A 20,050-nucleotide genomic window follows, 5' to 3' on the forward strand; every position below is an offset into this window, starting at 1 on the left:
TTGCTTCAGAGCCAAAAATGAAAAACGCGACGAAACCTTTTCTGTTTAAGTCATCTCCTCTTTACATTTATCTGGTTCACTGAACCAAAATCCATATTACTTTTTCAAATTCACCATTTTAGCAGGGTCGATCCATTCATCATATTGTTCTTCACTCAGGTATCCAGACTGGACAGCTGCCTCTTTCAGGGTAAGACCTTCCTTATGAGCCGTTTTGGCAATTTGAGCTGCTTTTTCATAACCAATATGAGGATTGAGGGCTGTTACGAGCATGAGCGACCTGCTGACGAATTCCTCAATCACTTCATTATTCGGCTCGATTCCTTGTGCACAATTTTCATCAAATGACTTGATTCCATCAGCTAAAAGCCTTGTTGACTGGAGAAGATTATGAATGATGACCGGTTTGAATACGTTAAGTTCAAAATTCCCCTGGCTGGCTGCAAATCCAATCACCGCATCATTGCCAAATACCTGTGCAGATACCATTGTCAATGCTTCACTCTGTGTAGGGTTCACTTTGCCTGGCATGATGGAACTTCCAGGTTCATTCGCTGGAATGGTAATTTCCCCGATTCCGCTCCTTGGCCCGCTTGCCAGCCAGCGCACATCATTGGCAATCTTCATAACGTCGGCTGCCAGCGCCTTTAAAGCACCATGTACATGAACAATTTCATCATGCGAAGTCAGTGCATGAAACTTATTGTCGGAAGAAACAAATGAGAAACCTGTCTGCTTTTCCAATTGTCCGGCTACCATATCACCGAATCTTGGATCAGCATTGATTCCTGTCCCGACGGCTGTTCCGCCAATGGCTAAATTCAACAGGTGCTTGCTGCTTTCATTCAGCATTTTTTGTGACCTTTCAATCATTGTCCTCCACCCGCTGATTTCCTGCCCAAGGGTCAATGGTGTAGCATCCTGCAAGTGAGTCCGCCCGATTTTGATGATGTCCATGAACTTCTTCTCTTTTTCATTCAAAGTTTCCTGAAATTGCTGCAGCACTGGTTTCAGCTTTTCTTGAATTTCTTTGTATGCCGCAATGTGCATGGCAGTAGGAAACGTATCATTAGAACTTTGTGACATATTCACATCATCATTAGGATGAACCGTCTCATCGCTGTCTTTTATCATCTGATTGGCTCTGTATGCAGTTACTTCGTTCACATTCATGTTGGATTGAGTTCCGCTGCCAGTCTGCCAAACGACCAAGGGAAAATGTTCATCCAGCATGCCTGAAATGATTTCATCGCATGCCTTAACGATTGCATCCTTCTTGGTATCAGAAAGTTTTCCCAATTCGTGGTTGACAATGGCAGCCGCCTTTTTCAACTGCGCAAACCCATATGTAACCTCAAGAGGCATTCTTTCATGGCTGATCTTAAAATTCTGCCTGCTTCTCTGAGTTTGTGCTCCCCAAAATTTGTCAGCAGGAACTTGAATTTCTCCAATTGTATCACGCTCTGTTCTATAATCCATTCCGACTCCTCCTTAAATACGTTCTCTCTTTTATTTTTCCACTAAGAATTAAGAAATAACATCATTGGCAAAATAATGTAGAAAAATCTTCAATATTAAGGCTATGTAGGATAGAGTTCTTTCTATACGTACTATGTTCAATTAACCCGGTCTCAATCCTGTTGGTCTTCTTCTCCTGCTGAACTGCATATGTATCGAAGGGGGTAGCTCGGGGACATCTTCTTCGTCTTTCGATCTCGATTATGTACCCAAGGGGCTGGCTCGGATACATCTTCTTCTCCTTTCTACCTGCATCATGTATCCAAGTTGCTAGCTCGGAGACATCTTCTTCCACTTTTGTCCCCGGTCATGTACCCATGTTGCTAGCTCGAATACATCTTCTTCTCCTTTCTACCTCGATCATGTACCCAAGTTGCTAGCTCGGAGACATCTTCTTCTCTTTGTAACCCGGATCATGTACCCAAGTTGCCAGCTCGGAGACATCTTCTTCCACTTTCGCCCCCGTTCATGTACCCAAGTTGCTAGCTCGGGCATATCTTCTTCCACTTTCGCCCCCGATCATGTATTCAAGTTGCCAGCTCGGAGACATCTTCTTCTCCTTTCGACCTCGATCATGTACCCAAGTTGCTAGCTCGGGGACATCTTCTTCTCCTTTCTACCTGCATCATGTACCCAAGTTGCTAGCTCAGGGGCATCTTCTCCACGTTCCGACCTCGATCATGTACCCAAGTTGCTAGCTCGGAGACATCTTCTTCCACTTTCGACCTGGATCATGTACCCAAGTTGCTAGCTCGGAGACATCTTCTTCTCTTTGTAACCCGGATTATGTACCCAAGTTGCTAGCTCGGAGACATCTTCTTCTCCTTTCTACCTGCATCATGTACCCAAGTTGCCAGCTCGGAGACATCTTCTTCTCCTTTCGACTTCGATCATGTACCCATGTTGCTAGCTCGGAGACATCTTCTTCTCCTTTCTACATGTACCCAAGTTGCTGGCTCGGAGACTCTTCTTCTCCTTTCTACTACATCATGTATCCAAGTTGCTGGCTCGGATACATCTTCTGCACGTTCCGACCTCAATCATGKACCCAAGTTGCTAGCTCGGGGGCATCTTCTCCACGTTCCGACCTCAATCATGTACCCAAGTTGCTAGCTTGGATACATCTTCTGCACATTCCGACCTCGATTATGTATCCAAGTTGCTAGCTCGGAGACATCTTCTCCTCCTTTCTACCTCGATCATGTACCCAAGTTGCTAGCTCAGGCACATCTTCTTCCACTTTCGCCCCCGATCATGTACCCTAGTTGCCAGCTCGGCGACATCTTCTGCACGTTCCGCCCTCAATCATGAATCCAAGTTGCCAGCTCGGCGGCATTTTTGCACGTTCCTACCCCAATCTTCTGCCCAAGAACCTAGTTCAAACTGGCTCACCAGCCATCAAGCCACTTCTAACAAAAAGAAAAACTTAACCAAACGGCTAAGCTTTCCTTTTTTACTGTATTAAGTTCAAGAACTGGCGTGTCCGCTCTTCTTTTGGATTTTCGAAAATATCTATCGGGTTGCCGCGTTCGACTATATAACCGCCGTCCATAAAGATGGCTTCGTCCGCCACTTCCTTGGCAAATTTCATTTCATGAGTGACAACGATCATCGTCATCCCTTCTTCCGCAAGGTCCTTCATAACCTTGAGTACTTCTCCGATTAATTCAGGATCCAAGGCTGAGGTTGGCTCATCAAACAGCATGACCTCAGGTTCTATTGCTAATGCCCGTGCGATTCCGACACGCTGCTGCTGTCCCCCTGAAAGCTGATAGGGATAATAATCAATTTTATCACCCAATCCAACCTTCTCCAGAAGGGAAACCGCTTTTTTCTTAACTTCATCTTTGGATTTACCCTGAACGATTACAGGGCCTTCCATTACATTCTCCAAAGCCGTCCGGTGAGGAAATAGGTTATAGTTTTGAAAAACCATACCTGTTTTCCTGCGCATCTTCAGCAATTCTTTCTTGGAAAGCTTTTGAGAGAAATCCATTCTTGTTCCGCTGATGTTCAGCTTTCCTTCATCAGGTATCTCGAGAAGGTTCAAACAGCGAAGGAAGGTTGTTTTCCCAGATCCTGAAGGACCGATCAATACGATTACCTGTCCTTTTTCGACTTCAACATCAAATCCTTTTAAAACTTCAAGATCCCCAAAACGCTTCTTCAATCCTTTTATGCTGATCATCTACTTTCCCCCCTCTCTATTTGGCAATATACCGGTCAAGCCTTGTTTCCACCCGGTCCTGAATCAGTGTAAGCATGAAGCACATGATCCAGTATAGAAGCGCGGCCTCCATATATAATAGAAGAAATTCATAAGTAGTCGCTGCAATCTCCTGCGCCTTCCTGAATAGCTCAGTCACTAAAATCAGGGAGGCCAATGAAGTATCCTTCACCAGGCTGATGAAAGAATTCGACAGCGGCGGGATGGAGACCCTTGCCGCCTGCGGAAGGACCACCCGTTTCAAATTCTGGCTGTAAGTCATTCCAATGGAATACCCTGCCTCCCACTGTCCTTTTGGAATCGACTGAATGGCTGCCCTGACAATCTCAGAAGCATAAGCCCCCACGTTTAAAGAAAAGGCAATGACTGCAGATGGAAAAGGATCGAATTTCAAAGCTTCAATACCGAGATTCCCCAAGCCGTAAAAGATGATGAATAATTGCACAAGCAATGGTGTACCTCTTATTGCCGATACGTATACACGGGCAATTCCCCTCAGGAGCTTGCTGCCCGACAACCTTGATAAAGCGGTCAGTATGGCCAAAACCATCCCGCATGCAAAGGATATTAGTGTTAGAGGAATTGAATAATACAAAGCTCCCTTTACCATAGGAAGCAGGGAGCTTTGCAGAATATCCATCATGCGTTCAGGGTCTTGAAAGATACTACCTAGGAGAAACATCTTCGCCAAACCAATTCTCAGAGATTTCGGCGTACGTACCGTCTTCCATCATTTCCTCTAACGCGTTATTTACTTCTTCTACCAATTCTTCGTTTCCTTGACGGAACATCAATCCGCTTTGAGCAGCTTCATCTTGTGTTGCCACAATTTCAACGCCAGCATTTTTTTGTTTTTGCAGGTAATCAAGAATGGACAATTTGTCATTAACGGTAACATCCACTCTGCCTTGTTCAAGCAATTGAATCGCTTGGGCAAGACCGTCTACTCCTTGAATTTCGGCACCATAGCTTTCAGCAATGTCTCTATAATTACTCGTTAGAGATTGTGCGGAAGTCAGGCCATCAATATCTTCGAATGAAGAAACATCTTCATTATCTTTGCTGGCAACCAGGACCGCAGAAGATTCAATGTAAGGGATAGAAAAATCATATTTCTCTTGGCGGTCTTCCCTGATTCCAACCTGGTTTGCAATCATATCGAAACGATTGGAATTTAACCCTTCGAACATGGCATCCCATTGCGTTTCTTGAAACACCGGTTTTACTCCAAGACGGCTGGCTACTTCCTTAGCAATTTCTACATCAAACCCAGTCAGCTCTCCTGATTCATCGTGGAAAGTGAATGGCGGGTATGTACCTTCCGTCCCGATCAGGAACTCTCCATCTTCCTGGATTTTTTCATATAATGACTGTTCCTGCTGATCTTCTCCAGTACCTGCAGATTCTTCATTGTCTGTATTATTACCGCAGGCTGCAAGCAGGAATACTGCACCTAAAAAGAACAAAATACTCTTAGATAACTTCTTCATTATAAAACCTCACTATTCTTATCGGATTTATTAGTCACGATTGCTATCATAAATTTTTATACCCCTTCTGTCAATAATAATGTTTCTACCCTTTAGTTTTCACTAAAAGTGCTAAAAACATTAATGCCCGGTATAATTAATGTTCGGTATCTTCTTAAAAATCGATGGTATTTTTAAGTATTCTTATGGGAATCAACCAGCCAAAAAATTAGACTTCTTTTAATGACTATTATTCAGGGATGTATTTAATAAACTTTTACCTTATAATGTGGATTGTCCTGCAGCTTAACTTTTTTAAAGGCTTTTAGCTAAGATTGTGGCTATGGAAAAGTAATGGATTTCCACTCCAACCCCATGACTCCGCGGGGCGGGCGGTGAGCCTCCTCCGCTTTGCCTCCGGGGTCTCACCTGTCCCGCTAGTCCCTCAGGAGGTCGCACGTCTTCCGTTCCACTCCCCTTACCTTAAAGGGAGGAAGGTAAGATAGTAATCAATAGCAAGAATATCTTTGAAAAGAGCCTTAAAAAAAACAGAAATTGCTTAAAAGGAAAACTTCTTAGGAAACCTTGAGCTAAATATATTGGAGGTTCTAACATGAAGATTGCTTTATTGGGAGCTTCAGGCAGGGTAGGCTCCATCATCATGGAATGTGTATTGAAAGATGGCCATCATGTACAAGCGCTGGTGAGGAACACAGAGAAAATCAAAAGTAAGCATCCGAATCTGTCTCTTATCGAAGGCAATGTCCTGAACGAAAAAGATATAGACTACTGTTTTTCACAATGTGATGCAGTAATCAGCGGGCTGGGCACGGATAAGAATGATGTCCTTTCAAGAAGTATGCCGGGTATTCTGAATTCAATGAGAAGAAATAAGATAACGAGGATTGTTACGATCGGTACAGCGGGGATTCTTCAGGCAAGAGAGACTCCTTCCCTTTATAGGTTCCAGACAAATGAATCAAAAAGAAGGAGCACGAGTGCAGCAGAGGATCATTTAAGAACATACCTAATGTTGAAGAGCTCTGAATTGAATTGGACAATCGTGTGTCCTACTTACCTTCCTGATGGGGAAAGAATAGGCGTTTACCGCACTGAAAAAGAAATGCTTCCTGAGAATGGCAAAAGCATTTCCATATTTGATACAGCCGACTTTGCCTATAGTTTGATCACTAATGAAGATAGTTACCGAAACAGAATAGGCATCAGTTATTAACCGCTCCGGTGCGGTTCTGACGAGCTCATACGCTTACGCATTAAAAGGACGTTCCCGCATAGCTCGTTAAGGCACTCTAGTTTATTTGCTATCATCCAAACAGAAAAGAGCTCCCTTGTCTATAAGGGAGCTGCAAGCTTATCTATTTAAAGATTGTCGAGATGATTTCTTCCATTGACATTCCGCTTTCGAACTCAAAAGTGCCTGGTCTGAGTTCGTTTTCAAGCCCTCTTTTTTCTACCTCACTGTAAAATTCCATGCCATCGACTATGATTTTTGCTTTTTCCAAGGCATTTCCCACATCTATGCTGGTCATGCCCATTGATACAGACAGGATGGCCCTGTATACTACCTTTTCTTCCGGTGACTGCTTCTCTTTCTCACCTTGCTTTTCCTCAATTTCCTTATTAGCGGACGCCGCCAGCTGCTTATTCCACTCTTCCTCTGTATGTATGACAAAGCCGGTTGAAGCCAGCTGTTCAATCATTTCATCCTCGCTCAGGACCTGTTTTTCCACTGATTCGGCTGGTTTCTCTGTGCTTTCAGCCGTGGAAGGACCAAACAGATAAACCGCCCCTATTGTTGTGGTGGCAATTAAGAGCCCTGCTGCAAAACTGCGCAAAGTATTGGTCATCATTGTGCGGCCATGCCCCTTTCCATCTTCCTTGCTGTGTATGGAGCAAGCATCATTTCGACCTCGTGAGGGTTAAGTCCGTTTTTTGAAGAGATGCTTTCTATGGAGTATCCTCGTTTGTGCATATCAAGGATTTCACGCAGCAGTAGACGTTCTTTAGCTGAAGCTTCCATTGCACCTGCTTGCTTTGCAGTAATTTCTGCATCTAATTCTATGTTACGTATCTGTTTTTGAAGCTCATGAACCTCATTCATCAATGAAATAGAAGAGTGTTCAATCTGCTGTTCAACAGATGATTTGGATTGCGCCGTTTTAATAAACGACAAAATGAGCAGTATGACTGCTGAACCGAACAAAATGGCTAAAGCCCATCCCATCATAGGTTCCTCCCTTACTTTTCAATCTATAACACAAACTAGATTATACCGTGTTCGGGAAGGAAATGGGGACATAAATCGACAAAATCCCCCTTTGGTCCTGTCTTTATAACAGTATACCGCAATATCAACATTACCTAGGGGCTAGTATAGTCGGGAAATAGTGATAATCGTTTGAACTACCCACCACTTATCGCCCTTACAGGTCGCTTGAAGTGGGGGATTCCTAAGAACACAAACCTATTGGTTCGTTTTTGGTTAGGCTAACTCCGCAGTCCCTGCGGTTAATCGCAATGCTTCGTTGCGAAGATTTATACTTGCGTTTAGATCCCTTTGATGGCTGCTTTTACAAGTTGGACACGTCCATTCACGCAACGCAAGATCTTTAACGGCTTTATACTTATGATTACATACAGAACATAGCTGGCTGGAAGGGAAATTTTTTGCTGCTGCTATCACCTGTTTACCGTACCATAATGATTTGTATTCTAACATAGACCTGAATTGGGCCCAGCTTACTTCGCTGATTCCTTTTGAAAGGTCTTTGTTTTTTAACATTTTTTTGACGGACAAATCTTCAATGCCGATAATGTCGTGGTTTTTGACTATTTCGGTAGAGATTTTGTCCAACATATCTTTTCTTGCATTAGCGATTTTTTCGTGCAGCCGGGCAACTTTCTTTTTTTGTTTTTTCCAATTCGAAGAACCCAATTGCCTCCTTGAAAGAATGCGTTGGGCATTGATTATTTTCTTTTCTAGTATACGGAAAAAGCGTGGGTTTTTATGGATTGTGCCATCTGAAAGAGTAGCGAAATCCTTCAAACCTACGTCGATTCCGACAGAGGTGCCGGTTTTCTTATAGGGTTGAATTTCTATTTCAGCCAATATCGAAATGAAGAACTTACCTGAAGGGTTTCGTCTAATGGTGGCGTTCATTATTCGGCCTTTGACCTCACGACTCTTGGCAAACCGAACAAGGCCGAGTTTTGGCAATTTGATGTGTTTATCTTTCACTTGTATATTCCCGTTCACAAACTTTGTGGTATAGGATTGAACGGGGTTCTTCTTCGATTTGAATCGAGGTAAATGATTTTGTTTCTTGTAATACCGTGTGTAGGAATCATGAACGATTTCAACTGATTTCTGAAGGGCAATACTATCGACTTCTTTCAAGAATGAATAGGTCTTCTTGAGCTCTCGAACAGCTTTGATGGATTGGTTCTTGTTGAAAAATTTACCTTTCCAATTGTTCTGCGAAAGCTGTCCATTCTGTACCATTTCATTTACGATAGACCAATAAGCGTCTTTGTTCTTTTGTTTCCCAACAAAATAGTTGTAGATGAACCGGGAACAACCGAACGTTTTATTGATTAATTCAATTTGTTGGTGATTTGGATAGATCCTGAATTTAAAGGTTTTTTTAACAATCAAATGGTTTCACCTCCTTGTAGTAATTATACCAAGAAAGATGGTACCTTGGGAACGTATGTTTCTTTCGAAGTTTTTTTAGTAGAGACCAAAGGCAGGCGATTCATCTCCCCCTTACCGTTGGGCTATGCCCTTCACACGCTTGAAGAGGGAGTTTTCTCGTCTTTTTTAGATAAATTCCGGGACCGCTATTTTCAGGAGTTCTCCCGGTGGTTCAGTAAAGATCTTACCTTATTCGAGATAAAACTCTTCAATAAGAAAAGTTCCTGCTTTTCAAAGGTATGGGCAGATTTATCCCCTCCATAACATTCCGCTGCTTTTTCAACAGTGAAAGCAAACTCTGCAGGAAGAGACGATGTTCCCCAAGAACCTGCTTCATATTTTGAGGAGATGACTCCTTCTTTCAGGTACCAATAAACCCTCATTATATTCAGAATACAGTATACCGGGTTTTCTTCAATGTTTTCCAAACAATCTTCAAAATCGCCCATAATGGATGACAGATAATCGGCAGATGGTATTATGGGGAAAACTTCTTTAACAGGTTTGCCGCACAAACAAATCCCTCTATTATTAAGGATAGTGATGTGCGCTGCCAAATCCTCATCCCTGTTTACCTCCTCATTTAAAAATTGAGATGAGCCCTGAGCCAAATCATTTTCAAACCGTTTTCTCCAGAACTCACTATAATGGAAATCAAATGGACAGGGGTGCTGCCAGTCTTTCATTTGTACTTCGTTCACAAAACTGACCTCTATAGGAAAAGGAGAAGCAGAATAATGTAAAAATAACTTTGCCAACTTCCTTTTGATTTCAACAGGGAGGGTCTTTTTCGTTACAACTAAAATATCCACATCACTGCTGTTTGGATTAAAACCTCCCATTGATAAGGAACCATGGAGATAGATACCTGTTAAATTAGTTCCTATTATTTTAGAAATCTTATTTTGTATTATCAAAACAAATTCTACTGTTTCGGGTGAACTCGTTTTCAGTGTATATACCATCTGAACTCCTCCTTTTAAAACGTGAATACTATCAATTCTGTTCAGAAAAAACTAGATCTCATACTTATATCGAAGTCAACTTATCCAGCATAATTATATTGAAAATGTTTCTTAACAGCAGCATTTAAAAATCATTCAAAGAAAAGAGCATGTCATAATGACACACTCTTTCTGTAATTTCATACTCTCATACATCCTGCCTGTACTTGAACTGCTTACCAGTTTAAGTTCTAACCAGCGTGCCCCATCTGCTTTCCTTGCTGCAGTTCATACATTTGGTAGTAGCGCCCTTTCAGCTCCATCAATTCATCATGCGAGCCTTTTTCGGCGATGGTTCCTTTATCCAATACAATGATTTGATCTGCATTCTTGATAGTTGACAGACGGTGGGCAATGATGAAAGTGGTACGGCCTTCTTTCAAAACCTCCATCGCCTCCTGAATTACTGCTTCAGTTTCAGTATCGATGCTGGACGTCGCTTCATCGAGAATCAAAATGGCCGGATTGAATGCCAATGCCCTTGCAAAAGAAATCAATTGCCTCTGTCCAGAAGAAAGCGTGCTGCCTTTTTCTATGACAGGTTCGTCATAACCGTTTTCCAGGTTATGAAAAACTTTGCCGGCACCGACAGCATTCAATGCCTCCTCAACCTTTTCCCTCGAAATCCGTGGATCATCCAGGCTTACATTTGAAGCGATAGTACCAGTGAACAGATAAGGATCTTGAAGTACGATTCCCATGTGTTCACGAATGGTTTGATAAGGAATCTCCTTGATATTTTTCCCGTCTATCAAAATCTCCCCTTTATCACAATCATAGAAGCGGAAGAGCAGATTCATGATGGAACTTTTCCCGGAGCCTGTATGGCCGACGAGTGCCACAGTCTCCCCCTGTTTAGCTCCAAAAGAGATATCTTTCAACACATATTCATTCTCTTTATAGCCGAAGTGAACATTATGAAAAAGGACATTTCCTGTATATCGCTGAATTCTCTTGTCCTCCACAGAAGTGCCCTCTTCATCCAGCAGTTCGAAAACCCTCTCCCCGGCGACTAGTGCCTGCTCAAGGTTGGCAAGCTGGTTCACAATACCTGTGATCGGCTGAAAGAGTCTGTTGATATAATCCACAAAGGCGTAGAGCACTCCCAGTGATACAACCGAAGAGGCACCAATGGCACTTCCGCCGAAATACCAAATGAAAGCTACAAATGTAATATTCCTCAGTACCCCCACCAGGTTGTGTGATGTCATAGAATTGAGGCTGAGCATTTTATTTTGGTACTCATAGTGCGTTTCATTCAACTCTTCGAATTCAGCCTGTGACTTTTTTTCACGGCTGAACGCCTGAATGATATTCATCCCCTGTATGGACTCATTGATCATTGCGTTGATGTCACTGACTTTCGACCGGATAACATGGTTGTAATGGGACGCATATTTTCTGTAGAGAATCGTCCACACCGCTATGATTGGCAGAAGCACCAGACACAGAGCTGCAAGCTTTACATCCAGTATGAACAAAGCGATATAAATACCGGTAATATAAATGGCACTTGTAAAGAAGGTGGACAAAACAGTAACATACAGCTCCCTGATCGCCTCTGTATCATTGGTGATCCGTGCCACGACTTTTCCCGCGGGTAAATTATCAAAATAACGGATCGGCAGCTTTTGGATCTGGCCAAAAACATCTGACCTCATTTTCTGGATGACCCGGTTAGCGGCTTTTTTCAAATAAAACCCCTGCCCATATTGAAAAAACGAAGCCGCGACGAGAAGGCCGAAATAGAGGGCTAGCAGCGTTATGATTCTCGGTATTTCCGGGTTATAGAACTGTATTAATTGAGCAGTCGATATTTTCTCAGCATCATAGGAGGCTGATGATTCTCCCCTGGTGATAACCAGTTTGCCATCTTCGAATTTTCGCTCTCCCTCTTCCGTAACAGGCTCTTCAACGAAATAGAAATCCCTGCCCGCCGAAAGAACCCTTACCTCTGTTCCCTTCACCTCATCTTCAGAAAAATATTTTTCCCGTTTATACCAGCTGCCCTGGTAGCTCACCGCATCTTTGCCTTCTTTCGTCTGGTACCATGTTGTTTCAATCCCCAGTATATGCTCATCGATAAGCTTCTTCGCGATGAAAGGTCCAGCCAGGTCGGCAGCAACTGATACCGTAAGCATCAGCAGAGCAGCCAGAATGGTTTTTTTATAAAGTAATGCATATTGTAATAAACGTTTACCTACACTCATATTTTTACCTCCTGGAGCGAGGACTCTTCAACTTGCTGGCGGTCATATTGCTCTTTATACCAGCCATGGTTACGCAACAATTTTTCATGGGTGCCTTCTTCTGTAACGACACCATTATCGAGGACAACAATCCAGTCCGCATGTTCTACAGCAGAAAGTCTGTGAGTCGTGATGATCGTGGTTTTTCCGCTTCTCTCTTTCCGGATGTTCTCAATGATTTTCGCCTCTGTTTTGGCATCTACTGCCGACAGCGAATCATCGAGAATAAGAATTTCCGGGTTTTTAATGAGGGCACGAGCGATTGAAATACGCTGCTTCTGGCCGCCGGACAGTGCAACTCCTTTTTCACCCACAAGAGTGGCAAGCCGGTCAGGAAGCATTTCAAGATCTTTTTTGAAGTCAGCCAGTTCAATCGCTTTTTCCAATTGAGCCTCGGACGCCTCTGGCTGGCCAAATAGAATGTTCTCTTTTACGGTTCTTGAAAATAAAACGTGATCTTGCGGTACATAACCAATCCAATCTCTAACACTTTGCAGATCCTGCTCTTCTATTGGGATGTCGTTAATGGCAAGTCTTCCTTCTCCATGAGGGTACTCCCTAAGAAGCTGCTTGATGACGGTTGTTTTTCCACTTCCGGTTTTGCCGACGATCCCGAGTGTCTGGCCTTTTTGAAGCTTTAAGTTAATCCCGCTCAAATTATTTACTTTTGATGAAGGATACTGGAAATCCACTTCTTCAAAACTGATGGTTTCAGGGGTCCCCGCAAATTTGGGATGAGCAGGACTTTTTACATCTTCCTCATAATTCAAGGTTTCCTGGACGCGGTCCAGCGAGGCGTTCCCCCTTTGCATAACATTGATCAGCTCTCCAACGGCAAACATGGGCCAAATCAACATTCCCAGATATACATTGAATGAGACCAGTTCACCCAGTGTGATGGTCTGATGAAACACCAGGTATGCGCCATACCCCAATCCGATCAAATAGCTCAGGCCGACCAGGACCTTGATAGTCGGTTCAAACAGTGAATCAATTTTCGCCACTTCGATATTTTTGTTGTAAACATCCTCAGTCATTTCAGCGAACTTTCCTTCATCCGCCCGTTCCTGAACATATGCCCTGATAACCCGGACTCCGGCAACTGATTCGAGCACTTTATCATTCAAATCCCCGAACGCATCCTGCGCTTCTGTAAACCGCTTGTGAATCCTTGCTCCATATACTTTCATGAGCCATGCCATGAACGGCAGCGGCAAGACAGCAGCCAGCGTCAGCTTCCAGCTGACAAAGAAGGCCATAGTAAAAAGGATGGTCAGCATGAATACACTTGAATCAATCAACGTCAGGATTCCAAAACCTGCTGTAATTGAAACGGCCTTCAGGTCATTCGTCGCTCTTGCCATTAAATCTCCCGTACGGTTCTTTTCAAAGAATGCCGGTGTCATTTGCAGCAAATGCCCCATGAACTTCGAGCGAAGTTTTCTCTCGACAAGAAATGCCCCTCCGAACAATTGATACATCCATATATAGGTGAGTCCGTATGAAACGGTCAGAATAACGGCCATCCAAATAAGATAACTGCTCAGATTTTCCGTTGTCATTTTGCCGATATGGATGTCATCTATTGCCATGCCTACAAGTTTGGGAGGCAGCACATCCAGGATGCCCACAAAAGTCAACAACCCGATTGCGACAGTATACCGTTTCCAATTTTCTTTAAAAAACCAGCTTAATTTTCCTAAAATACTGAACATCAGTGATCAGTCCTCCTTTTCCTTCACATCACTATCCGCCTTCTGTCTCCACTATCGGCATCATCATTTCAATTCTCACTTTCAACATTTGTTCATTCCTCCTTGATTTTTTTTATATGTGAACAGGAATTCCTGTTGACATCGAGTTAATTAAATTTCTTTTAAGCTGTTTTCACAAAGATTGTGGCTGTTTTAAAAGTTATGGATTTCCGCTCCAGGCGCGCTACTCCGCGGGGCGGGCGTTGAGCCTCCTCGGCTTCGCCTGCGGGGTCTCACCTGTCCCGCTAGTCCCGCAGGAGGTCGCACCCCTTCCGCTCCAATCCTTCTAGTAAAAGGAGGAGGAGGTTAAAATAGTATTTAACAGCAACAACCTTTTTGAAAAACTCCTTTGACCCAGGACACTACCACCATCTTTTATAAAAAAGGCTATTATAATCATCCTCACAGTATAAGTACGATTCAAAGTGGATAAGCTAATAGTTTTGCCGAGCCTAAGTATGCCTTTTTCTTACAAAGAGCCTTTCACAAAGATGATGGTTGAAATAAATTACTCGCCTGTCTCAATTCTGACAGGCAAATCTTTATAAGCAGAAAGCTGCCTTGAAATTTCCTAAACAACAAAAAAAGACATACCGCGCCATGCAGTATGTCTTTGGACATAAAAAGGCACCGATTACAGACGTAACCAGTGCCCTGTTTCATATAAAATTAAAATGAAAAAGGGTTATGAAAAGGCTGGATGAGTCTCCAGACAGGTTACGTGGATATTTTGGTTTAATTGGACTGTAGTGCAATTCAGTATAGTCATCATCACGTTACCCTCCTTTTTCAATAATTTACTAATACTTGATAACATTACCACGCTTAATTGACAGTGTCAATTCTATTTTCGGATAATTCATGTTATTCTTTCACTTTTCTTCAGGTGCGGGCACATTAAAAACTTATGCAGGAAATTCCTTTGCTATGCCACTACCACGGCTGTTCCATAGGCAATAATTTCAGAAGCATTCTGCATGACAGCTGAAGTTTCGAAACGAACGGTTACAATGGCATTGGCTCCTTTTTGTGCAGCTTCTTTGACCATCCGATCAATCGCCTGCTGTCTTGCCTGTTCCATCAATTCACTATATTCACTGATTTCTCCGCCTACAATGGTCTTTAATCCGGCGATAATATCCTTTCCAATATGCTTCGCCTGGACCGTACTTCCCCTTACAAATCCCTTCAGTTCTACGATTTCCTTTCCTGGTACCGTTTCGGTTGTCACAATGATCACTTTAACTCCTCCTCGATCTTCTTCTTTTTACTGAAAATTTTTCGTGCAAAGATAAAATAAAACAGCAAGGGAACTGGACACTGTATCAACCCCCATAATCCCCAAAACCAATACTTATGACCTCTTTTCCTGGCGTCTGTAAACAAGAACAGACTTTGCAGCAGGAGAAGCGGCGCGACAAGCAGAAGTGTCAGAACCTCTTCTTGTGTCATATTCTCTTCACCTGCTTATAGTAAGCTGCCCCACCGTATCCTGCTGCCGCAAGGAAAGCGAAACCCTGAATCACAGCAAAGAGGAGAAGGCTTTCATATAGTGCAAATAGAATTACACTTATTATCAGGACAGCGAGCACAAGGAAAATAATTAATTCTTTACGATATTTCCGCTTCAAGGCTTCCTGCTGGCTTAGTGTAAACTGCTCGAACCACTGCCCGGAAGGAGTATGATTTTCTATGTCTCTATCTATTTCTTGGAAGCTTTCTTCAAAAAGGCCATGCAGGTCTTCCCAGTCATTTGGCTGTTCCTGTTTTTCTTGTTTCATCCACTCGCAACTCCTTTCGCAAGGTCTTTATTCCATGATGGATCCGGGATTTTACCGTTCCTTCAGGCAGTTTGACCATTTCTGAGATCTCTTCATAGGAAAATCCATAGTAATGCTTCAGCACAATCGGCAGCCTGACATCTTCTGAAAGCTTTGATAAAGCTTCCATTAAATCAGTCCATTCTTCATTCCTTGATGCAATCTCCCATTTCATCTTCCGCATATTGATTTCTTCCTGCTGCCAATCTCTTTCTTTTTTCCGCTTTCGCTGTAAATCGATGTACCGGTTTGTGGCAATCGTCATCAGCCAGGAGGAGAATTTAGACTTGCCGTTATAAAGATGAATCTTTTCCACACATTTAGCCATGGTATCCTGAGCAAGCTCTTCAGCAAGGTCGCGATTCATCGTTACCTTTACGAGATATTTTACAAGGAAAGGATAATTGTCTTTGAATAGAACAGCAAAGGCTTTGTGATCTCCTTTTTTTGCTTTTTTGATCAACTCTTTCTCTTCCATCCTTAAAATTCCTCACTTTTTGTTCAGCTTTAGGCTGATTCATCTATAAGACGGATAACATTGGATTTCGTTCATTTTTTTTGTGGATTTTCTTAAGTGTGGTGGTTATTCGAATATTTTATGATCTTCTCAAAGAATGTGGCTTTGGAAAAGGAATGGATTTCCACTCCCCATACGTTAAGAGGAGAAAGGCAAGCTGGTAATCAAAATAACAATTTATTAGAAAGGCTGTTTTCGTAAAGATTTTGGCTATTTTAAAAGTAATGGATTTCCGCTCCAGGCGCGCGACTCCGCGGGGCGGGCGCCCGGCCTCCTCAGCTTTGCCTGCGGGGTCTCACCTGTCCCGCTAGTCCCGCAGGAGGTCGCACGCCTTCCGCTCCAATCCTTTCAGGTGAAAATGAAGAGAGGATAAAATAGCATCAAAAGCAACAATCTTTTAGAAAAGAGCCATTAGAAAAGAACCCTAATTTAAATTCTCTTCTCAGAAACACCTGATTTCCTTTCTTCTCTCCAACTAAGAGAAACGGATGATCTAGTGTGCCCTAATCCCCGGCTCTCCTATTTCACTTCCTATTTTACCGTGACTTGCTGGAAAGTATGTTATTATGCTGCCAAAAAACCGTTGCAGCGATGAGCTATTTCGTCCATAATCCAAATTCTAGTTATTAATATAGTTCAGCACAAAAGGGCTCCTCTTAGAGAAAGTCACTGAAAAGTCCACTCAAGACTTTCAAAATCAGAGTCGTGTTTTTTCCGCTTCAGATGGTATGAAAGAGTGTTGGTTTCCGTTCAAGATGCCTACTCCACTTGAGTGTATGCCTGATGGAATGGGCTTTATTGCGAAAGCGGCCTGTCATTTCCTTAATTGGATACCCGGCGGTGAATATAAGAGAACTTTATTCCCTTAATTGCAAATTCAAGCTCATTTTGGAGTAAATAGAGGAGCTTTTTTCCCTTATATGATAAAAAGGCACATTTTTCTAGTGAATAGAATTAAGTTAAATGAGGGAAATTTATTCCCCTATTTTAGCTCTTCTTAGTGATTTGTAGTAAATAAGGGAACTATTTTCCTCTATTTATTATCCAAAATACTGAACGTCGTGGATAAGTGCTACCAGTCACTGAATTTAATCATCGTCTTTCTATCGAATAGATGAAAAAGGACCCTTTAAGCCCCGACAGTCAAAGTTACAAAAATCACCAAAGCATTCTAAATGCTTATGTAGTAAAGAGAGCAGCATATACATTGCTTTCAAAGAAAAAAATCAACTTTTCTTCCTATTTAAGGAAGGAAAGTTGACTTTATCTGTAGTCATAAAAAGTAAATAATTCGGTAGATTTTCAGTGCACTTTCTTAGAGCAGTCCTTTTTCACATGATAGTATTAAGAAACAACTGCAGGCTGAACGTCATCAGCCTCCTTCATGAACTTAGGCAGGATAATCGTATAGAATACTCCTACCAGCATGAGGGATCCACCGACTATCCAATAGAGCATCTCGATGCTTAGAATGGCCGGGAAACTGACAGCGATGAAGCCCAGTGTTATGGATTGTGACAGCATCATAATCGGGCTGATCCACCCTTGTACGCGCCCCATCATCTTCGGCTCAATGATACTGGGCATCCAGCCGCCGATCGCTATGTTAACCAAAGGAAGTCCAAGGGCTGCAAGAAAGATGACGGACAAGAAGACCCAAGTTGACGTGGCAAAAGAGGACAAAATGATAAAGCTGCCCGATATCGTCAAGCCCGCGACAATCAACTGATGAAACTTAAATTTTTGAGTCAGCATGGATGCAATCACACTTCCGATTAGGACTCCTGCACCGAAGGCAATTCCAAGCAGAATCGAATATTCCTCATACATTTCCGGTGCCAGTTTGTATTTTAAAATGAAGATCGGCATAACGGAAAATCCTCCATTAACAACACCGAAAACAAAAAATCCGCCTATGAGACTCATTAAGAGCTTATGATTAAAGATATACAGCATTCCCAGCTTGAAGTCCTTCATGATAAAAGAAAAGCTTAGGTCCTTCAATTTATGAGGGCCATTAGGCAGCCTTGCCTCTACAGGGACCTGACATCTTTTAATCAATATGGCGCTGATGATAAAACTAAGAGCATCCACCACTACAGCTCCATAGATTCCTGCAAGCCAGTAGATCAAGATGGCGATTCCATTTCCAAGAAGCATGAAGAGACTCATGACCATTTGATTCAGTCCGGCTGCGGTTGAATAATCATCCTTAGATAAGACGCCCTGCAAAATCCCCTGTTCAGCAGGAAAGAAAAACTTCTGAACTGCGCTTCTCAAAAACAGGATAAAGAATATAAAAGGCATCCATCCAATGAAAATCGCTCCTAAAAATACAACCGACAAGACGGCACTGATCGTATCACAGTAGTACGCGATTTTCTTCCTGTCCATCCTGTCAGCCAGAACTCCAACCAGAAAAAATACTGCAAGCGTCGGTACAGAATACATCATTTCTGTAAGGGTTGCATAGAAAGGTTGTTCTGAAAAGCGGTCCAGAAGGTAAAACATAAACGCCGTGAGTCCAATCACACTTCCCATATGCGAAGTGAAATTGGCGAAAAATAATTTAGTGAAAGTAGGATTTTGAAATATTTCTTTAAATTTTTTCATTTCTTGATTTCTCCCATCCAATAATTTGACTTACCTTAATTGTAAGAAAATGGCGGGATTTTGTTCAGAGCCTTGTGATGGTTTCTTTCTCCGTCTCGAGGCTGAAAGGATTTAGGTCTCAGCTTCGTTGAGACACTCATCTATCCTTCCAGCGAGCCAAAAGCTGCTATTAAACTTTCAGCCAGCATTTCCTCTGTCCTGCGATCCTGGACAGAAACAGGGATGACTGCATGCTTGATTTTAAGGAGGGATAACAGTTGTTTTTCCAGCCCTGCCCGATCCTCAAGAAGCTGCACCACTCCCTCTAACCCTTCCGGCAATGAATGGGCTTTTCCATATTCCTGTTTAGTGTAATAGCTGGAAACATGCTTGAACCATTCAGGGGAACGTTGCATTTTCACATTTTCTATCACTTCCTTTATTGAAACAGGCTCCAGGTATATCACTAACGGGTTTAATTCTCGAATGACCTCCTCAATCTCACTTATGAACTTTTTAATGCTATGACAAGATTCGTTGTATTTTGCCATCAGCATCGTTAGAGGATTCTGCATAAAGCAGCAATCCGTCACAACTATAAAGTCTTCAGCCCTAACTTTTTCAACAAATGTACTCCATCTATTCAATATTAATTCCTTATAGAGCTCCGGCGGCATTTCGTACACATCATATTTACTAAGCTCAGCTGTACATTCACTTGTAAGTTCACCCGCGTGCGACAATTTATAATACGGAATCAGCACACCTGCTTGAGTTCCTTTATACTGTTGAAAAGATTTCTTCTCCTTCAATTCAGGAAATTTAATGGATAATCCCCCCAGCTGATCAGCAGAAACAAAAGCAGTTGCTTCAAAATCAGCCGGATGGTCAAGGTCGCCCTCTAAATATACCTTCGTTCGATTTCCTTGATCCTCAAGCTGCTTTTCAATGTATCCGCAAGCGGTTGTCTTTCCTGATCCGGGAATTCCCTCTACCAAAATCAGTTTCATATTTTCTCCTCCTAACATTATTAGCTTTATTCTTTCATGAATTGTTCATTTCCTTCTTTTTAATAATTTAACGCTTTAAAGCACCAAAAGGGACTGTCCCTTTTAATACGGTAAAGTATGAAAGAAACCTTAGTTTACAGGGATTTACAATGTTTAAGGAGAATCCGGCGGGGGT

General features: G+C 42.4%; 17 protein-coding genes. 1 reads left to right on the forward strand and 16 read right to left on the reverse strand.

Annotation, left to right across the window (positions count from 1 at the left end; all coding sequences use genetic code 11):
* Nucleotides 1–96 precede the first annotated feature (96 nt).
* The 4 genes from fumC to FZC79_RS12700 all read right to left on the reverse strand — a co-directional run bounded on the left by fumC (nucleotide 97) and on the right by FZC79_RS12700 (nucleotide 5,235).
* Nucleotides 97–1,479 carry a class II fumarate hydratase gene (fumC, locus tag FZC79_RS12685; protein WP_148947151.1) on the reverse strand — a complete coding sequence of 461 codons (1,383 nt, stop codon included), beginning with the start codon at nucleotides 1,477–1,479 and terminating at the stop codon, nucleotides 97–99.
* Between the two features lie 1,492 nt (nucleotides 1,480–2,971).
* Complete coding sequence (locus FZC79_RS12690; protein ID WP_148947152.1) at nucleotides 2,972–3,706, reverse strand: amino acid ABC transporter ATP-binding protein; 735 nt, start codon at nucleotides 3,704–3,706, stop codon at nucleotides 2,972–2,974.
* A gap of 16 nt (nucleotides 3,707–3,722) precedes the next feature.
* Nucleotides 3,723–4,427: an amino acid ABC transporter permease gene (locus FZC79_RS12695; RefSeq protein WP_148947153.1), complete on the reverse strand. Its 705-nt coding sequence runs from the start codon at nucleotides 4,425–4,427 to the stop codon at nucleotides 3,723–3,725.
* Nucleotides 4,411–5,235, reverse strand: coding sequence for an amino acid ABC transporter substrate-binding protein (locus FZC79_RS12700; protein WP_148947154.1), 825 nt, complete (start codon nucleotides 5,233–5,235; stop codon nucleotides 4,411–4,413). The genes FZC79_RS12695 and FZC79_RS12700 overlap by 17 nt, the downstream gene beginning before the upstream one ends.
* Nucleotides 5,236–5,827: 592 nt before the next feature.
* Here FZC79_RS12700 and FZC79_RS12705 point away from each other — a divergent pair.
* Nucleotides 5,828–6,448, forward strand: coding sequence for an NAD(P)-dependent oxidoreductase (locus FZC79_RS12705; protein WP_148947155.1), 621 nt, complete (start codon nucleotides 5,828–5,830; stop codon nucleotides 6,446–6,448).
* 142 nt (nucleotides 6,449–6,590) lie between these two features.
* Here FZC79_RS12705 and FZC79_RS12710 read toward each other — a convergent pair whose 3' ends face one another.
* From FZC79_RS12710 to FZC79_RS12765, 12 genes are all read right to left on the reverse strand, one after another.
* On the reverse strand, nucleotides 6,591–7,085 hold the full coding sequence (locus FZC79_RS12710; RefSeq protein ID WP_148947156.1) for an endolytic transglycosylase MltG: 495 nt from the start codon (nucleotides 7,083–7,085) through the stop codon (nucleotides 6,591–6,593).
* Nucleotides 7,082–7,462, reverse strand: coding sequence for a hypothetical protein (locus tag FZC79_RS12715; RefSeq protein ID WP_252183321.1), 381 nt, complete (start codon nucleotides 7,460–7,462; stop codon nucleotides 7,082–7,084). The genes FZC79_RS12710 and FZC79_RS12715 overlap by 4 nt, the downstream gene beginning before the upstream one ends.
* A gap of 255 nt (nucleotides 7,463–7,717) precedes the next feature.
* Entirely contained in the window at nucleotides 7,718–8,890 is a 1,173-nt protein-coding gene (gene tnpB, locus FZC79_RS12720) for an IS200/IS605 family element RNA-guided endonuclease TnpB (protein WP_148947158.1), read from the reverse strand.
* Between the two features lie 191 nt (nucleotides 8,891–9,081).
* The gene (locus FZC79_RS12725) at nucleotides 9,082–9,894 is read right to left on the reverse strand and encodes an aminoglycoside adenylyltransferase domain-containing protein (RefSeq protein WP_148947159.1); all 813 of its coding nucleotides are present in this window, start codon (nucleotides 9,892–9,894) and stop codon (nucleotides 9,082–9,084) included.
* A 230-nt stretch (nucleotides 9,895–10,124) separates the two neighbouring features.
* Nucleotides 10,125–12,143 carry an ABC transporter ATP-binding protein gene (locus FZC79_RS12730; protein WP_148947160.1) on the reverse strand — a complete coding sequence of 673 codons (2,019 nt, stop codon included), beginning with the start codon at nucleotides 12,141–12,143 and terminating at the stop codon, nucleotides 10,125–10,127.
* Entirely contained in the window at nucleotides 12,140–13,897 is a 1,758-nt protein-coding gene (locus FZC79_RS12735) for an ABC transporter ATP-binding protein (RefSeq protein ID WP_148947161.1), read from the reverse strand. The genes FZC79_RS12730 and FZC79_RS12735 overlap by 4 nt, the downstream gene beginning before the upstream one ends.
* A 964-nt stretch (nucleotides 13,898–14,861) precedes the next feature.
* Nucleotides 14,862–15,176, reverse strand: a complete 315-nt coding sequence (locus tag FZC79_RS12740) for a YbjQ family protein (RefSeq protein ID WP_148947162.1) — start codon at nucleotides 15,174–15,176, stop codon at nucleotides 14,862–14,864.
* Nucleotides 15,173–15,388: a sigmaY antisigma factor component gene (locus FZC79_RS12745; protein ID WP_148947163.1), complete on the reverse strand. Its 216-nt coding sequence runs from the start codon at nucleotides 15,386–15,388 to the stop codon at nucleotides 15,173–15,175. Before FZC79_RS12745 ends, FZC79_RS12740 begins: the two co-directional genes overlap by 4 nt.
* The gene (locus FZC79_RS12750; protein ID WP_148947164.1) at nucleotides 15,385–15,717 is read right to left on the reverse strand and encodes a YxlC family protein; all 333 of its coding nucleotides are present in this window, start codon (nucleotides 15,715–15,717) and stop codon (nucleotides 15,385–15,387) included. Before FZC79_RS12750 ends, FZC79_RS12745 begins: the two co-directional genes overlap by 4 nt.
* Nucleotides 15,686–16,234: an RNA polymerase sigma factor SigY gene (gene sigY / locus FZC79_RS12755; protein ID WP_148947165.1), complete on the reverse strand. Its 549-nt coding sequence runs from the start codon at nucleotides 16,232–16,234 to the stop codon at nucleotides 15,686–15,688. The genes FZC79_RS12750 and sigY overlap by 32 nt, the downstream gene beginning before the upstream one ends.
* A gap of 1,383 nt (nucleotides 16,235–17,617) precedes the next feature.
* Entirely contained in the window at nucleotides 17,618–18,886 is a 1,269-nt protein-coding gene (locus tag FZC79_RS12760) for an MFS transporter (RefSeq protein ID WP_148947166.1), read from the reverse strand.
* A gap of 140 nt (nucleotides 18,887–19,026) precedes the next feature.
* A complete protein-coding gene (locus FZC79_RS12765) occupies nucleotides 19,027–19,875 on the reverse strand; it encodes a hypothetical protein (RefSeq protein WP_148947167.1) in 849 nt (282 codons plus the stop codon).
* Nucleotides 19,876–20,050 lie beyond the last annotated feature (175 nt).

It is taken from the genome of Rossellomorea vietnamensis, assembly GCF_008180615.1.
In the GTDB taxonomy this organism is placed as follows: Bacteria; Bacillota; Bacilli; order Bacillales; family Bacillaceae_B; genus Rossellomorea; species Rossellomorea vietnamensis_D.

Coding starts and splice junctions, on each gene's coding strand:
- FZC79_RS12690 (WP_148947152.1), bottom strand. CDS start 3,706: ATGATCAGCATAAAAGGATTGAAGAAGCGTTTTGGGGATCTTGAAGTT.
- sigY (WP_148947165.1), bottom strand. CDS start 16,234: ATGGAAGAGAAAGAGTTGATCAAAAAAGCAAAAAAAGGAGATCACAAA.
- FZC79_RS12730 (WP_148947160.1), bottom strand. CDS start 12,143: ATGAGTGTAGGTAAACGTTTATTACAATATGCATTACTTTATAAAAAA.
- FZC79_RS12760 (WP_148947166.1), bottom strand. CDS start 18,886: ATGAAAAAATTTAAAGAAATATTTCAAAATCCTACTTTCACTAAATTA.
- fumC (WP_148947151.1), bottom strand. CDS start 1,479: ATGGATTATAGAACAGAGCGTGATACAATTGGAGAAATTCAAGTTCCT.
- FZC79_RS12700 (WP_148947154.1), bottom strand. CDS start 5,235: ATGAAGAAGTTATCTAAGAGTATTTTGTTCTTTTTAGGTGCAGTATTC.
- FZC79_RS12705 (WP_148947155.1), top strand. CDS start 5,828: ATGAAGATTGCTTTATTGGGAGCTTCAGGCAGGGTAGGCTCCATCATC.
- FZC79_RS12750 (WP_148947164.1), bottom strand. CDS start 15,717: ATGAAACAAGAAAAACAGGAACAGCCAAATGACTGGGAAGACCTGCAT.
- FZC79_RS12735 (WP_148947161.1), bottom strand. CDS start 13,897: ATGTTCAGTATTTTAGGAAAATTAAGCTGGTTTTTTAAAGAAAATTGG.
- FZC79_RS12765 (WP_148947167.1), bottom strand. CDS start 19,875: ATGAAACTGATTTTGGTAGAGGGAATTCCCGGATCAGGAAAGACAACC.
- FZC79_RS12725 (WP_148947159.1), bottom strand. CDS start 9,894: ATGGTATATACACTGAAAACGAGTTCACCCGAAACAGTAGAATTTGTT.
- FZC79_RS12745 (WP_148947163.1), bottom strand. CDS start 15,388: ATGACACAAGAAGAGGTTCTGACACTTCTGCTTGTCGCGCCGCTTCTC.
- FZC79_RS12695 (WP_148947153.1), bottom strand. CDS start 4,427: ATGTTTCTCCTAGGTAGTATCTTTCAAGACCCTGAACGCATGATGGAT.
- FZC79_RS12710 (WP_148947156.1), bottom strand. CDS start 7,085: ATGATGACCAATACTTTGCGCAGTTTTGCAGCAGGGCTCTTAATTGCC.
- FZC79_RS12715 (WP_252183321.1), bottom strand. CDS start 7,462: ATGATGGGATGGGCTTTAGCCATTTTGTTCGGTTCAGCAGTCATACTG.